General features: G+C 71.5%; 15 protein-coding genes and 1 tRNA gene. 10 read left to right on the forward strand and 6 right to left on the reverse strand.

Annotated features, from left to right (window positions below):
* Window positions 1–87: 87 nt before the first annotated feature.
* Window positions 88–687, reverse strand: coding sequence for a TetR/AcrR family transcriptional regulator (locus AB0M30_RS46875; RefSeq protein ID WP_364599045.1), 600 nt, complete (start codon window positions 685–687; stop codon window positions 88–90).
* Between the two features lie 101 nt (window positions 688–788).
* Here AB0M30_RS46875 and AB0M30_RS46880 point away from each other — a divergent pair, with 101 nt between their 5' ends.
* Window positions 789–1,499 carry a carboxymuconolactone decarboxylase family protein gene (locus tag AB0M30_RS46880; protein WP_364599048.1) on the forward strand — a complete coding sequence of 237 codons (711 nt, stop codon included), beginning with the start codon at window positions 789–791 and terminating at the stop codon, window positions 1,497–1,499.
* Here the strand turns inward: AB0M30_RS46880 and AB0M30_RS46885 are convergent.
* Entirely contained in the window at window positions 1,496–1,945 is a 450-nt protein-coding gene (locus AB0M30_RS46885; RefSeq protein ID WP_364599051.1) for a MarR family winged helix-turn-helix transcriptional regulator, read from the reverse strand. The two genes, AB0M30_RS46880 and AB0M30_RS46885, sit on opposite strands and share 4 nt — an antisense overlap.
* Before the next feature lie 24 nt (window positions 1,946–1,969).
* Between AB0M30_RS46885 and AB0M30_RS46890 the strand changes: the two genes are divergently transcribed.
* The 3 genes from AB0M30_RS46890 to AB0M30_RS46900 all read left to right on the forward strand — a co-directional run bounded on the left by AB0M30_RS46890 (window position 1,970) and on the right by AB0M30_RS46900 (window position 4,751).
* Window positions 1,970–3,328, forward strand: coding sequence for an MFS transporter (locus AB0M30_RS46890; protein ID WP_364599054.1), 1,359 nt, complete (start codon window positions 1,970–1,972; stop codon window positions 3,326–3,328).
* A gap of 22 nt (window positions 3,329–3,350) precedes the next feature.
* Complete coding sequence (locus AB0M30_RS46895) at window positions 3,351–3,917, forward strand: carboxymuconolactone decarboxylase family protein (protein ID WP_103340881.1); 567 nt, start codon at window positions 3,351–3,353, stop codon at window positions 3,915–3,917.
* A gap of 63 nt (window positions 3,918–3,980) precedes the next feature.
* Window positions 3,981–4,751 carry a hypothetical protein gene (locus AB0M30_RS46900; protein WP_364599057.1) on the forward strand — a complete coding sequence of 257 codons (771 nt, stop codon included), beginning with the start codon at window positions 3,981–3,983 and terminating at the stop codon, window positions 4,749–4,751.
* On the opposite strand, the gene AB0M30_RS46905 is transcribed toward AB0M30_RS46900, so the two are convergent.
* A complete protein-coding gene (locus tag AB0M30_RS46905) occupies window positions 4,723–5,676 on the reverse strand; it encodes a sigma-70 family RNA polymerase sigma factor (RefSeq protein WP_364599060.1) in 954 nt (317 codons plus the stop codon). The genes AB0M30_RS46900 and AB0M30_RS46905 overlap by 29 nt on opposite strands.
* A gap of 50 nt (window positions 5,677–5,726) precedes the next feature.
* Here AB0M30_RS46905 and dnaG point away from each other — a divergent pair, with 50 nt between their 5' ends.
* From dnaG to AB0M30_RS46920, 3 genes are read left to right on the forward strand one after another with little or no spacing between them, the layout of a single operon-like run.
* Window positions 5,727–7,640, forward strand: a complete 1,914-nt coding sequence (dnaG, locus tag AB0M30_RS46910) for a DNA primase (protein WP_364599063.1) — start codon at window positions 5,727–5,729, stop codon at window positions 7,638–7,640.
* Window position 7,641: 1 nt separating this feature from the next.
* A complete protein-coding gene (locus AB0M30_RS46915; RefSeq protein WP_364599066.1) occupies window positions 7,642–8,163 on the forward strand; it encodes a hypothetical protein in 522 nt (173 codons plus the stop codon).
* A gap of 48 nt (window positions 8,164–8,211) precedes the next feature.
* Window positions 8,212–8,979 carry a trans-aconitate 2-methyltransferase gene (locus tag AB0M30_RS46920; protein ID WP_364599069.1) on the forward strand — a complete coding sequence of 256 codons (768 nt, stop codon included), beginning with the start codon at window positions 8,212–8,214 and terminating at the stop codon, window positions 8,977–8,979.
* Here the strand turns inward: AB0M30_RS46920 and AB0M30_RS46925 are convergent.
* Window positions 8,969–9,139: a hypothetical protein gene (locus AB0M30_RS46925; RefSeq protein ID WP_003097798.1), complete on the reverse strand. Its 171-nt coding sequence runs from the start codon at window positions 9,137–9,139 to the stop codon at window positions 8,969–8,971. The genes AB0M30_RS46920 and AB0M30_RS46925 overlap by 11 nt on opposite strands.
* Window positions 9,140–9,306: 167 nt before the next feature.
* On the opposite strand from AB0M30_RS46925, the gene AB0M30_RS46930 reads away from it, so the two are divergent.
* Window positions 9,307–9,379, forward strand: a tRNA-Asn gene (locus AB0M30_RS46930).
* A gap of 830 nt (window positions 9,380–10,209) precedes the next feature.
* Entirely contained in the window at window positions 10,210–10,464 is a 255-nt protein-coding gene (locus AB0M30_RS46935; RefSeq protein WP_364599081.1) for a DUF1304 family protein, read from the forward strand.
* Window positions 10,465–10,895: 431 nt separating this feature from the next.
* On the opposite strand, the gene AB0M30_RS46940 is transcribed toward AB0M30_RS46935, so the two are convergent.
* Both AB0M30_RS46940 and AB0M30_RS46945 read right to left on the reverse strand, forming a co-directional pair.
* Entirely contained in the window at window positions 10,896–11,702 is an 807-nt protein-coding gene (locus tag AB0M30_RS46940) for a CPBP family intramembrane glutamic endopeptidase (RefSeq protein WP_364599072.1), read from the reverse strand.
* 98 nt (window positions 11,703–11,800) lie between these two features.
* Window positions 11,801–12,709, reverse strand: a complete 909-nt coding sequence (locus tag AB0M30_RS46945) for an alpha/beta hydrolase (protein ID WP_364599075.1) — start codon at window positions 12,707–12,709, stop codon at window positions 11,801–11,803.
* A 76-nt stretch (window positions 12,710–12,785) separates the two neighbouring features.
* Here AB0M30_RS46945 and AB0M30_RS46950 point away from each other — a divergent pair, with 76 nt between their 5' ends.
* On the forward strand, window positions 12,786–13,319 hold the full coding sequence (locus AB0M30_RS46950) for a helix-turn-helix domain-containing protein (RefSeq protein ID WP_364599078.1): 534 nt from the start codon (window positions 12,786–12,788) through the stop codon (window positions 13,317–13,319).
* Window positions 13,320–13,565: the final 246 nt, after the last annotated feature.

The raw sequence follows: 13,565 nt of genomic DNA on the forward strand, positions 1-13,565 counted from the left end.
GAATGACTCATTCGGGGCCTAGGAGGTCCCGAATGAGTCATTCGCGACCTCGGGGGCCGGGGCTTTCGCCCTGGCCGGGCGTACGAGTCAGAGCCGCAGGCCCACCAGCTTGGCCAGGAACCGGTCCAGCTGCTCGACCGCGGGCGGCCACGGCAGGTCGGGCTCGTTGATCCGCTGCGCCAGCATGCCGTTCACGGCGGTCCGCAGGTCGATGGCGACGGTGGCGGCGTCGTCGGCCGGCGCCAGGCCCGCTTCCATGCACCGCCGGACCGCCTCGTTCGTGCGGGCGACCATGACTTCCTTGAACGGCATTCCGTGCCGGCGGTGGACCTTGCTCTCGTGCAGCACCTTGTAGAGCCCGGAATGCTCCTGCGCCCACGCCGCCTGGGCCAGGATCCGGGCGCGCAGCGCGGCCGCCGGGTCCGGGGCGGCGTCGGCCGCTTCGTCGCCGGTGCGGACGAGCTCCTCGTGGCAGCGCCGCATGGCCGCCAGCACGAGGGCGTCGCGGTCCGGGAAGTGCAGGTAGACCGACGTCGCCGCGATCGACACCGCGCGCGCGACGGCCCGCAGGGACAGCGCCTCGTCGTCGGCGAGCTCGTCGAGCATCCGGACGGCGGCCGTGACGATCTCTTCCCGCAGCAGCTCGCCCTGGCCGCGGGCGTTCGGGCGGCGCCTGGTCTCTTCCATCGGTACCCAGTGTAGCTGGACACCCTTTGCGCTACAGGTGTAGCGTCAGTCGCACTACAGCTGTAGCGCTACAAACGTCCACGAAGCTGAAGGAGCCGAGCTTGACCACCACCGAAACTCCCACGAGCCTCGAACGGCTCGCCGCGCTCGACCCCGTGTTCGCCCAGATGGCCGGGGCCACCGCGAAGTACGTCCGATCGATCCCCGAGCTCACCGACCGGGAGAAAACCTTCCTGTGCGTGACGGCCGACGTCTGCCAGGGCAGCCTGGGCCTGGCGTTCACCGCGCACGTGCGGGCCGGCCTGGCCGCCGGGGTGTCCACTTCGGACGTCCGCGAGCTGCTGCGGTTCGTCTCCTACGACTGCGGCTACCACGCGGCGTCGGCGGGCATCGAGCGGATCGCCGAGCTCGAAGCCGAACTCGGCCTGCCGCGTCCGGACGCCGAACCGCTGGCGCCGGAACTGGTGTCCGCCGGACCGGACGCGGCCCCCAGCCCGTTGCCGGACGCGGTGCGGGCGCGCGTCGGCGAGCTGGACCCGCACTTCGCCGGCTACTTCGACCTGCAGTCGCGGATGCGCACCGGACACGGGCCGGGCACGCTCAGCGAACGCGAGCGCGGCCTGGTCAGCCTCAGTGTCGACGTCCACTACCAGACCCTGGCCGACACGTTCCGCACGCACGTCGGGCGCGCGCTGCGGGGTGGCGCGTCGCCGGAGGACGTGCGGGCGGCGCTGCGGTTCAACGCCCAGTTCGGCGTCACGCGGGCCTGGCACGCCTGGGAAGCGCTGAACCCGATCCTCGCGGAAAGCTAGCCGAGGACCTCGTCCGCGAGCCGGCTCAGGTAGCCGGCGAACCGTTCGCGGTCCTCCTCGGGCCAGTGGCCCACCAGTGCTTCGAACGCCTGACGCTGGTGGGCCCGCGAAGCATCGAGGAACTCCTTCGCCGCATCGGTGAGGGTCAGCACCGCGCGTCGCGCGTCGCGAGTCGACGTCGAGCGCTCTACGAAGCCTTCTCGCGCCGCTTCGCTCACCATCCGGCTGGCCACCGAGCGGTCGATGCCCAGCTGGCGGGCCACGTCCGCGACGGTCACCTCCTCGCCGGCCGCCCCGTCGATCGCCTGGATGACGAACAGGTTCGGCACCGTCCACGACGGCGGCGCGCCGGCGGCGAAGCGCTCGACGACGTCCGGGGCCCACTGGCGTGCCCAGTGCCGGACCAGGCGGAACAGTGCCGGGCCGCCCTCGCTTGATGTGTGCATAAGACACGTTATAACGTGTGCTTTATGCACGCATATCGGAACCTCGCCTACGCCGGCCTCCTGCTCGGCATGGCCATGGCCCAGCTGGACGGGCTGGTCCTCACCGCGGCCCTGCCGTCGATCGGCGCCGACCTGCACGCCCGGACCGGGCTCGTCGCGGTCACCGCCGCCGGCCTGCTGACCCTGACCGTCGCGACGCCGCTGCACGGCAGGCTCGGCGACCTGTACGGCCGCCGGATCTCCTTCGCGCTGTCGGTCCTCGTGTTCGCCGCCGCTTCCGCGTGGTGCGCCGCCGCGCCCGAGCTCGGCTCGCTGATCGCCGCCCGCGCGCTGCAGGGCCTCGGCGGCAGCGGCCTGATCGTCACGGCGATGAGCGCACTCGGCGAGCTGTTCGACCGCGGCGAACTGCTGCGCCGCCAGGGCTGGCAGACGGCCGTCTTCGCGGCCGCCACCCTGGGCGGGCCGCCGCTGGGCGGACTGCTCGCGGCCGGGCCCGGCTGGCGGTGGATCTTCCTGGTCAACCTGCCCCTGAGCGTGCCCGCGCTGGTCCTCGGGTGGCGTGGGCTGCCCGCGAAACCGCGTCAGGGCAGGGAAAAGTTCGACGTCCCGGGCAGCGTGCTGCTGGCCGTCGCGGGCGCCTCCGTCGTCGCGCTCGGCACCTTCGACGCGCTCGCGAGAAGTCCACTGTGGACGCCGGTGCTGCTCGGGACGACCGGGGTGGCGGGCTTCCTGTTCGTCCGGCGGCAACGCCGGACGCCGAGCCCGCTGATTTCGCCGAAGGTGTTCGCCGACGCCGTCCTCAAGCGCGCGGTGGTGGTCAACGGCCTGGCGGGCGCCGCGCTCTACGGCACCTTCACCTACGTCGCCCTGGTCGCCGCTTCGGGGGCGGGCGCGGCGGGCACCGGGCTGCTGCTCGTCGCCATGACCGCGGGACAGCTCGTCCTGTCGGCCTCCTTCGCCGCGCTGGCCCGGCGGCACCCGGAGATGACGGGGTGGGGCCGATCCGGCTGCTTGCTCGGCACGGCCGGGCTCGCCGTGATCGCCGTGGCGGCCGCCGCCGATGGCGCACCCTGGCTCCTCGCCCCGGGCTTGTACGCGATCGGCGCGGCCTTCGCCGTCTGCACTTCCGCCTACACCGTCCTCGGCCAGACGCGGGCCGACCGGACGCTGCTGGGCGTCACGCTGGGGTCGCTGACCTTCGCCCGGCAGGCCGGCGGCCTCGCCGGGGCCGCGGTGTTCGGCTGGCTCGCGCTGGCCACGACCGGCGGGCTGGGCGCACCGGGCCTCACCGTCGTGTTCGCCGCGGCGGCCGTGACGATGCTGGTGGCGTGGCTCACGTCGCCGGTCGTCACATCCGCGGACGCCGTCTCGTCCAGCCCGTAGACGCCGGACGAAGGAGACCGAAATGCCGCGCATCCCCGCCAAGAAGACGTCCGAAGCCGGGCTCTTCCTCAAGCTCGTCTACCGGATCGCCGGCCGCCGCTTCGGCGCGGTGCCCGAGCCGATGGCCGTCACCGCGCACCACCCCGCCCTGCTGCGGACGTCCGTGGTGCACGAGCTGCTGGCCGAGCGCGCGTCGAAGAAGATCCCGGCGAACGTGCGGGAGCTCGCCGTCTACCGGGTCGCGACGCGGATCGGCTGCTCGTGGTGCGTCGACTTCGGCACCATGCTGCAGAAGCACGACGGCCTCGACATCGAGCGGCTGAAGCAGATCGACGCCTACGCGACCTCGCCCGCCTTCAGCCACCAGGAGCGGCTGGCGCTCGCCTACGCCGACGCGATGTCCTCGGACCGGGTGACGGTGACCGACGAGCAGGTCGCCGAGCTCGAGCGCGAGTTCGGCCGCGAGGGCGTCCTCGAGCTGACCTACCAGATCGCGCTGGAGAACTCCCGGGCCCGGATGAACAGCGCGCTGGGCATCGCCGACCAGGGCTTCACCTCCGGCGACGCGTGCCGGGTCCCGCTCCCGTAGGAGGCGCCGAACCCGACCCCGGTGGGACGCGCCACCGGGGTCCGCCGCGGGACCGTTCTGCGCATGCACCTCGTCGCCAGTGAACGGATCAAGCTCTTCAGCATCGCCACGCCCTGGGTGTGCGGCATCTTCGCCCTGGTCGCGATGGCCCTCCCGGCCGCGATCGCCGCGCTCAGCGCCGGGGAGGCGCACCTGCCGCCCACGGTCGCGAGCACCCAGTTCGGCTACCAGCTCGCGATGGTCGCCGTGCTGGTGCTGGCCGGGCTCGCGGTGACGAGCGAGTACCACTCCGGCACGATCCACGGCACCTTCCAGGCCGTGCCGAGCCGGACACCGGTGCTGCTGGCCAAGGCCGCGCTCGTCGCCGGGTACGCCTTCCTGCTCGGCGAAGCCGCCGCGTTCACGGCCTGGCTGGTGGCCCGGATCCTCGCCCCGGAGGCCGACCTCGCCCTCGACAGCGCCGCGGACTGGCGGATCGTCGCCGGGACCGGCCCGGTGTTCGCGCTGGCCGCCGTCTGCGGGGTCGGCGTCGGCCTGCTCGTGCGGTACACGGCCGGCGCCGTGGCCGTGCTCGTCGCCTACCCGCTCATGGCCGAGAACGTCGTCCAGCTGATCCCGCGGGCCGGCCAGGCCATCCACCGGTGGCTGCCGTTGAACGCCGTCACGAAGTTCCTCAGCGGGAGCGGCGAGGCCAACGTGGGCCGGGACGGCGGCAATGCCGCGGTCCTGTCCGACTCGCCGCTGAGCCCCGGCTGGGCGCTGGCCTACTTCGGTGTGTTCGCCGCGCTCCTGCTCACGGCCGGGATCACGAAGGCGCGTCGCCGGGACGCGTGATCCGGGCCAGCTTGTCCGGGTTCACGACGTCGTAGATCGCCACGATCTTGCCGTCGCGGACGGTCATCGCCTGCACGTGCTCGTCGAGGGCGAAGAAGCCGTCCCGACCCGGCTGCGGGGCGAGGTACACCCCCAGGTCGCCGTTGACGAGCACCGGCGTGCCGGCGGTGAGCACGCCGGGCGGGTACTTGCTCGCCAGGCCCACGAAGAACCGGGCGATCTTGTCCGCGCCGACGATGAGCTGGCGCGTGGTCCGGCCCTTGCCGTTCGAGTCGCCGATGAGCACGACGTCGGGGGCCAGCAGCTCGGTGATCGCCCGGATGTCGCCGGCCTGCAGGGCGATGACGAACTTCTCGAGGATCTTCGCCTGGTCCTCCAGCGGGGCGCGCGGCGCCGGGTCGGCGTCGGCGAGGGCCTTGCGGCCGCGGGAGGCGTACTGGCGCGCGGCGTCGACCGAGACGCCGAGAGCGTCCGCGATCTCCGCGAACGGCACCGAAAACGCGTCGTGCAGCACGAACGCGACGCGCTGCTCCGGCGTCAGCTTGTCGAGGACGACCAGCGCGGCCATCCGCAGCCCGTCGTCACGGACCGCGACGTCCAGGGGGTCTTCGCTCACCGGCCGCCCGAACGGCGTGACCACCGGCTCCGGCAGCCAGTTGCCGACGTAGCGCTCCCGCTGCGCGGCCGCCGACTTGAGCCGGTCGAGGCAGATCCGGCCGACGACGGTGGTCAGCCAGCCCCGCAGGTCGCGGATCGCCGCGCGGCCGGCGTCGTCCAGGCCGGCCAGCCGCAGCCAGGACTCCTGCACCGCGTCCTCGGCGTCGGCGCGCGTGCCGGTCAGCCGGTAGGCCACCCCGATCAGGTGACTGCGGTGCGTGGCGAACTCCGCGGCGAGGGTGTCCTGGGCGGTGGGCGTGGCGGCCATGCCCCGAGTGTGCCGCACACGGGAGGAGCCGGGAAACGGGGAAGACTAGAGTGGGCGGCGTGGCAGGACGGATTCGGGAGAGCGACATCGCGGAGGTGCGCGAGCGGAACCGGATCGACGAGGTCGTCGGGGAGTACGTGGCCCTGCGCCGCGCCGGTGGGGGCAGCCTGAAGGGGCTCTGCCCGTTCCACAACGAGAAGACCCCGTCGTTCAACGTCCGCCCGACGCACGGCACCTTCCACTGCTTCGGCTGTGGCGAGGGCGGCGACGTGATCAAGTTCGTCCAGAAGATCGACCTGATCACGTTCGTGGAGGCCGTCGAGCGGCTGGCCGACCGGGTCGGCATCCGGCTCACCTACGAGGGCGGCGGCGCGACGATCCAGCGCGACCGCGGCAGCCGCACCCGGCTGGTCGAAGCCCACCGCCTGGCCCAGGAGTTCTACGCCGAGCAGCTGGTCACCGACGAGGCGCGCCCGGCGCGGGACTTCCTGTCCGAGCGCGGGTTCGACGCCGCCATGGCGAAGACGTTCGGCTGCGGGTACGCACCCGGCGGCTGGGACAAGCTGACGAAGTTCCTGCTCAACCGCGGCTTCGAGGTCAAGGAACTGCTCACGGCGGGGCTGTCCAAGGAAGGCCAGCGCGGCCCGATGGACCGCTTCCACCGGCGGCTGGTCTGGCCGATCCGCGACGTCGGCAACGACGTCGTCGGCTTCGGCGCCCGGCGGCTGTTCGACGACGACCGGATCTCGGCGAAGTACCTCAACACCGCCGAGTCGCCGATCTACAAGAAGTCCCAGGTCATGTTCGGCCTCGACCTGGCCAAGCGCGAGATCGCGAAGCGGCACCAGGTGGTCGTGGTCGAGGGCTACACCGACGTCATGGCGATGCACGCGTCGGGCGTGCCGACGGCGGTCGCGTCGTCGGGCACGGCGTTCGGCGAAGACCACATGAAGGTGCTGCGCCGGCTGATGATGGACGACGACGCCTTCCGCGGCGAAGTCGTCTTCACCTTCGACGGCGACGAAGCAGGCCAGAAGGCGGCGTTGAAAGCCTTCGAAGGCGACCAGACGTTCGCCGGTCAGACGTATATCGCGGTGGCGCCGGACGGCATGGACCCCTGCGAGCTGCGCCTGGCCAAGGGCGACAGCGCGGTGAAGGACCTGGTCGCGCGGCGGACGCCGCTGTTCGAGTTCGTCATCCGCAGCACGCTCAAGAACTACGACCTCGACTCGGTCGACGGGCAGGTCGCGGCGCTGCAGAAGACGGTGCCGATGGTGGCGTCGATCAAGGACCGCGCGGCCCGCGACGGCTACGCGTCGAAGCTCGCCTGGTGGGTGGGCTGGCAGGACGTGGCGCAGGTGGTCAACCGCGTCCGCGGCAGCGCGGGCGCGACGGACAAGCGTGGCGGAGCGCCCCTGCGCCAGCCCGCGCGCGTCGGCGCTCCCGAGGCTCCGGCGGCCCAGGACGTCGCGCGGCCGGCCCCGAAGGACCCGCGGTTCGCCGTGCAGCGCGAGGCGCTGAAGGCGGCGCTGCAGCAGCCCGCGATCGCCGGGCCGGAGTACGACGCCCTGCCGCTGGAGGCGTTCACGCACCCGGTGTACGTCGCGGTGCACGAGGCGGTCTTGAAGGCCGGCGGCGCGGGTTCGGGCCTGACCGGCCCGGCGCTGCTGGACGCGGCGGCCCCGCACTGTCCGGAAGGGACGGTCCGGCGGGTGCTCTCGGAGCTGGCCGTGGAACCGTTGCAGGCCAAGGACGAAGTCGACTCCCGGTACATCTCGTCGATCCTCGCGCGGCTGCAGGAGGGCCTCGTCGGGCGCCAGATCGCGGAGATCAAGGGCAAGCTGCAGCGGCTGTCGCCGGTCGAGGCGCCGGACGACTACCGCGCGCTGTTCGGCGACCTCGTCGCGCTGGAGCAGTACAAGAAGTCGCTGGGCGAGCAGGCGGCCGCCGGCGCGTGGGGCTGAGATGAGTTTGTTGCGCCGGTTGCTGGGCGACCGCACACCGCCGGACTTCCCGGGTTCGCTGGACCCGGGTGAGGACGTCGTGGACAGCGCCCCGGTCGAGGGCGGCGGCCACCTGGTCGTGACGGCCCTGGGCCTGTGGATCCCCGCCGAGGACGGCGCTCGCCGCGTCGGCTGGCACCTCGTCGCCAAGGCGACCTGGGCGGACGGCGTCTTCACGCTGACGGAGTCGTCCGAGGTGGGCAAGGCGGGTGCGGCGGTCGTGCTGGCCGACCTCCCGCCGGTGCGCTTCCGGCTGCCGGCGCCGGGCAAGCTGCCGCGCGAGGCCTACCAGCGCGTCGAGGGCTCGATCCGCTCGCGGCACCGGCAGCAGATCGGCGCCGGGGGAGCGTGGTTCGTCCAGCGCAAGGTGCCCGGCCGCGACGGCACCGTGCTGCAGGTCCGGCCGGACCCCGGCACCGACGTCGCCCTGGTCGAGGCCATCGCCGAGCAGGCCGCCGCGAAGCTGGTCAACCCGGCGGAGTAGCAGTACGCTCGTACTCAGTACAGGCGTACTGTTATGCGGGAGGCAGCCGTGTGGGATCCGGGCAAGTACCTCGACTACGCCGACCTGCGGGCCCGGCCGTTCTACGACTTGATCTCGCGCATCGGGGCTTCGGCGCCGAGACGTGTCGTCGACCTGGGCTGCGGCCCGGGCAACCTGACGGCGTCGCTGCAGGACCGCTGGCCCTCGGCGACGCTGGAGTGCAGCGACAGTTCACCCGAAATGGTGACGGCAGCCCGCGCTCGCGGCCTCGACGCGACGTTGCTCGACGTCCGCGACTGGACGCCGGCGCCGGACACCGACGTCGTCGTGTCGAACGCCGTCCTGCAGTGGGTGCCGGAACACTTTTCGCTGCTCCGCCGATGGGCTGCCTCGCTGCCTTCGGGCGCGTACCTGGCAGTGCAGGTGCCGGGCAACTTCAACGCGCCGTCACACGTGCTGACACGCGAACTGGCGGCGTCCCCGGCCTGGGCGTCCCGCTTGGCGGAGGTGGTCCTGCGCGAGGACGACGCGGTATCGACCCCCCTGGAGTACGCGAACCTCCTGGCCGACGCGGGCTGCACGGTAGACGCCTGGGAGACGACGTACGTCCAGCCGTTGCGCGGCCCGTCACCGGTGTTGGAGTGGATCACGGGCACCGCGCTGCGCCCGATCCGCGCGGCCCTGACCGACGCGGAGTGGGAGCGGTTCCGCGCTTCCCTCGCGCCCCGCCTGGACGCGGCCTACCCCGCCCGCGCCGACGGCACGACGTGGTTCGAGTTCCGCCGGGTGTTTGTCGTGGCCCGGATCAGCGCTTGAGCTTCTCTCCGATCTTGGCCCGCGCAACCCCGGCGGCGCCTTGGACCATGGGGTGATCGACGACCCGGCGGTAGGTGCGCACGAGCTGCTCGTACCGCCCCCGGCCTGCCTTGGCGCCCAGTACGTACCCCAGGCCTGCCCCCAGCAGGAACTTCTTCATCCGCGTCCACGCCTTCCGTCGTTAGGTCGTCCGACTGTCCATTGTCCAGGAAAACCGGCCCCGCGGGGGTGGTTGCGCTAAATGGGGGGTGGTGTCGGAGGCGGTACGGGCATGGGCTAAAGTTCTTCTTGTCGGTCGGAGAGACCGGCACCGGAAGTGAGCCACATTCCCCTGTAGCTCAACTGGCAGAGCATTCGGCTGTTAACCGGAGGGTTCTTGGTTCGAGTCCAAGCGGGGGAGCTTCCACACGAGAAAGCCCAGGCCAACGGCCTGGGCTTCTCTGCGTTGCGGGGTGCTGACGCCTGGAGGGAGGATTTAGTGATTAAAAACTCCGGCAAGGTGTCGCCGCTGCGGGCATCAGCACTTCGGCGTTCCGGGCGGCCTACTCGCTGCTTCCGTACAGGCACCCCGCGATCGCAGGGGTGTTGGGCAAGCTGGTCGGGAGGCGTTCGGCCGCCGATCGCTCGCGCTGCTGACCACTCTCAACGCGGAGTGCGCCAGCGCATACGAGCTCACCGAGTCCACTACCGCGGCGTTTCAGCAGCACCCGGACTACGCGATCATCACCAGCTTCCCGGGGCTGGCCGATCTGTCCGGCGCACGAGTCCTCGGCGAGCGTCGAAGGACGCTGGCGGAGCCGTGCAGTGCTTCCCATCGGACGTTGTACGCCTCCGGCCACAGACCGGCCGCCCACGCGGATCTCCTGCTCCTCCGTAGTGAACTGGCGCCCCTGAGATCCTGATGAGCCACCACGAACGCCTCGGAACTTTCGATCGGCGGCAGGGATGACCGCCCTGGCGTTGGGGGCCGCACCCACCAGCGCCGCCTCTGGCTGGCATGCCGGGCTGTCTCGGTCGTGTACGGCCCACACCTCGTTGTCGTGCCAGCGGAGGCTGTGCTGTTCGAGCTCGGCGTGGCCCAGTACGCGCGGGCAGGTCGGCGGCCAGCAGCCGCTTGCGGGCCCGGTCGGCTGAGTCGACGACGTACGCGGGCACAGCGCTCTGGCCTCGCTCATCGAGGAAGTCGATCGGCGGCCACAGCCCAGAATATGTTCAAGGTGCGCGCGGCGGATCTCGCCGCGGCCCGTCCCTGGGCGTTCCCAGGGCTGCTACAACGCTCTGCTGGCCCTGCAGGTGCTCGCCGGTCTGGCCATGGCGCGCTGGGGCCTGGCCGCCGGCGGCCAGGCGCTCGTCCTGGCCGCCAGCGCGTCCATGCTCACTGCGAGCCTGGCGTTGACCGCCTTCGACCCCCGCCGGGCGCGGATCAAGGGGCTGATCGGTCAGGGCGCACCCGCCTTAGCGCCTCTCATTGCCCTCCTGGCTTGAGCCGCATCCCGGCTTCGGCGACCAGTCGCACATCGGCAGTAGCGGATGTTCGGCCCGCGACCGCTCGGCGGCACGCGAGTGCGACGGATCGCGATGCGGGTTGCCCCCTGCAACCGGGTCATCGACACCTGCTCCCACGTCGCTGCGGAGGTCGAGCAGCGGCCGCTCGACGACCTCGAACGCCACTGGCCCACCGCGCTCCGCGACCACCGACATCGTCACCAGAGTGGTCGACGGTGGGAGGCGTGCGCCGTTGTCCCCAGCTCACCGTCGGCGGGAAACCCGCCGCGACGCCGTTGTGGGCCGCTGCGAAGGCGCCCGGCGGGGGACCGAGCAGATCGCGCGGATCCTCAAGTCGCTGTGCGCAAGCCTGCTGCGGGTGGCCGGTCACCAACGCGACGACACTCCCCTGGGTTCATGGCTCCAGCACGTCAGCGGCGTCGAGAAGCGGCCTGGTGGAGGACGACCACGACGACGACCTGCACCGCCAGGACGAACGCCTGGGCGACGGGCGACTTCACGGTCAGCACCGCGACGGTCGCGTTGACGCCGAAGTGCACCGCGATCGCCGCGACGACCCCCGCCCGCTCGTAGGCGTAACCGGTCAGCAACGCCATCGGCAGCACGCTGAGCGTGAACAGCAACCCGCTCCAGCTGAACAGCCCCAGCTCGGACTGCACGGTGCCGCCGATGAAGAACAGCGGCAGGTGCCACACCGCCCAGACGACACCCAGCAGCAGGCCGGCCCGGAGATGGCTCATCGTCGCGAGCAGCCGCGGGTAGGCCGTGCCACGCCAACCGGGCTCTTCGGCCAGCGGCCCCCCGATCACCATGCTGATCAGGAACGGCACCGGCCCGCCGATGGTCGCGATCAACTTCTGCCCTTCGGTGAGGCTCACCGCGGGACCACCCACCAGATCGGCGAGCAGCGCGGCACCCACGACGGTCGCCGAGGCCAGCACCAGGAGGGGCAACACCCACAGCAGCCGTGCGCTCGACCGGAGTCGCACGGTGTGCGCGGGAACCGGCTCGCGACGACGGCCGCGGCGCACTCGCACGACGATCGCCCCGAACACCGGTCCGAACCCGCCGAGCAGGTAGGGGATGGCAGTGGGGGAAGTGGTCGGCGATCCACCGAGGGCTATCGCGAGGAGCCAGAAGGCCCAGGTGGTCACGAACGTGACGGTCCAGAAGACGGTGAGGTCGCTCTTCTGGCGAACGGGGGTGGCGGTGGTCACGACTTCGTTCCTTTCACGGCGAGCAGGGGGTGCGCGGGCGCGCTGAGGGGAGCCGGTGGTCGGTCGACCGGCCACCGGCGGGTGCTTTTTCGTTCCGGTCAGGGGTGTTGCTCGACGCCGAGCCTGCGGGCGAGCCAGGACGTCACCTGCGCGAGCAGGTCGGCGTCGACGGGCTTGCGCAGTTGCGCGGGGTAGGAACGGACGGACAGCCGGCCTGGATCGCGGCGCAGCAGGTGCGTCAGGTCCGGGATCCGGTGGGTTTCCACTTCGCCGGGTACGAGGTCACGGATCCGGTCGAGGTCAGCCGGGTCCACTTGGACGTCCTTGCCGCCGGTGATCGCCAGCACGGGCGCCTGCACGTTCGCCAGGTCCGGGCGGGAGTCGTGGAGGAGCATCTCCGACATCCACCGGGCGTTCAGCTTCGTCCTGGCGACGCGCACCACGTCGGCGTCGGACGCCTTGACCCGCGCCAGCTGCCGATTGCCGAATTTCCGCAGGACGGACCGCAGGGGCGCGGGCAAACCACTCGTGATCGTCCTGGCCTGCCAGCGCAACGCGTCCTCACCCGAGCGCGCGAACCCGGCCAGCAACACCACCGCCGCAACCTCGGGACGCGCGCCGAGCGCCATCGCGTGAACGGCGCCTTCACTGTGCCCGACCACACCGACGGCACCCGCCCGCACGTCGGTTCGTCCGGCCAGGGCGCGCAACGCGGCGGCGGCGTCCCGCCGGTTGTCGATGAAACCGGTGGCCCGCCAGTCGCCGGGCGTCGCACCGACACCTCTCCGGTCGTACCGCAACACGGCGATCCCGACCGCTGCGAGCGCGGCGGCCAGCGGCGGCCCGAGCCCCATGCGAAGCCGCCTGGTGTTGGCATCCCGATCGAGCCGGCCAGACCCGTGCAACAGCAGGACAGCCGGATGCGGACCGGCACCCACGGGCAGCGTGAGGGTGCCCGCCAGCGGCAGCCCGTCATCCGCGGTGATCGTCATGTCGACCTCCCGCATGGCCAACTCCCATTGTTCTCAGTGTTGCGATCATTATCGTCCATGAGAACGTTATCGTATGTGAGAAAATTCGTCCATGGCTACCGCGGACCTCCTCCTGCATCCGGTGCGGATGCGCATCCTGCAAACGCTGTTCGACGCCGACCCGCTGACCACGGCGCAGCTGCGGGAACGCCTGCCCGACATCGCGCCGGCCACGATGTACCGGCACATCGCCGCGCTGACCGAAGGAGGCGTGCTGGAGGTGGTGGAGGAGAAGCGGGTTCGCGGCACGGTGGAGCGCAGCTACCGGGTGCGCAAGGAAGAGGCCGTGGTCGACCCGGCCGCGCGAGCCGCGATGACGCGGGATGATCACCGAAGGGCGTTCACGACGTTTGCGGCGTCGTTGATGGGGGACTTCGACCGGTACTTCGCCCAGGAAGGGGCCGAGCCGAATGCTGACGGGGTTGTCTACCGGCAGGCTGCGGTGTGGCTCACGAACGAGGAGTTCGCCGAGATGGTGGCGGAGATCGAGCACGCGGTCGTCTCGCGGATGGACCGGGTGCGGGAAGGCCGGGTACGTCGGGTGGTGAGTTTGGTCGTGGTGCCGGACAAGCCTGAGGCGGGATGAGTTTCGGGGAGTGTCCCTGTGACGCTGCTATGTGGCGTCAAGGTCTGGTGTGTGGTGTTGCTGGAGGGCGCGGAAGAGCTGACGCGCGATGATCCGCTTGAGGCAGCTGTTGATCTCTCGGAGGGTTTCCTTCCGCCGGCCAGCCTGTCCCGGGGGGTGTCCCTATCTGGTTGTCAAGCCGCAGCGGCAGCGGGGTGGCGGTAGTGGGTGCCGTTGCGGAGCATGGCGTAGAGGACGTCGCAGCGG

Source organism: Amycolatopsis sp. NPDC051716, assembly GCF_040681595.1.
Taxonomy (GTDB): domain Bacteria; phylum Actinomycetota; class Actinomycetes; order Mycobacteriales; family Pseudonocardiaceae; genus Amycolatopsis.

Bases quoted from the DNA above. Each gene is read 5' to 3' on its own strand.
- AB0M30_RS46875 (WP_364599045.1), bottom strand. From the start codon at position 687: ATGGAAGAGACCAGGCGCCGCCCGAACGCCCGCGGCCAGGGCGAGCTG.
- AB0M30_RS46885 (WP_364599051.1), bottom strand. From the start codon at position 1,945: ATGCACACATCAAGCGAGGGCGGCCCGGCACTGTTCCGCCTGGTCCGG.
- AB0M30_RS46890 (WP_364599054.1), top strand. From the start codon at position 1,970: ATGCACGCATATCGGAACCTCGCCTACGCCGGCCTCCTGCTCGGCATG.
- AB0M30_RS46895 (WP_103340881.1), top strand. From the start codon at position 3,351: ATGCCGCGCATCCCCGCCAAGAAGACGTCCGAAGCCGGGCTCTTCCTC.
- AB0M30_RS46900 (WP_364599057.1), top strand. From the start codon at position 3,981: ATGCACCTCGTCGCCAGTGAACGGATCAAGCTCTTCAGCATCGCCACG.
- AB0M30_RS46905 (WP_364599060.1), bottom strand. From the start codon at position 5,676: ATGGCCGCCACGCCCACCGCCCAGGACACCCTCGCCGCGGAGTTCGCC.
- AB0M30_RS46915 (WP_364599066.1), top strand. From the start codon at position 7,642: ATGAGTTTGTTGCGCCGGTTGCTGGGCGACCGCACACCGCCGGACTTC.
- AB0M30_RS46925 (WP_003097798.1), bottom strand. From the start codon at position 9,139: ATGAAGAAGTTCCTGCTGGGGGCAGGCCTGGGGTACGTACTGGGCGCC.
- AB0M30_RS46945 (WP_364599075.1), bottom strand. From the start codon at position 12,709: ATGCGGGAGGTCGACATGACGATCACCGCGGATGACGGGCTGCCGCTG.
- AB0M30_RS46950 (WP_364599078.1), top strand. From the start codon at position 12,786: ATGGCTACCGCGGACCTCCTCCTGCATCCGGTGCGGATGCGCATCCTG.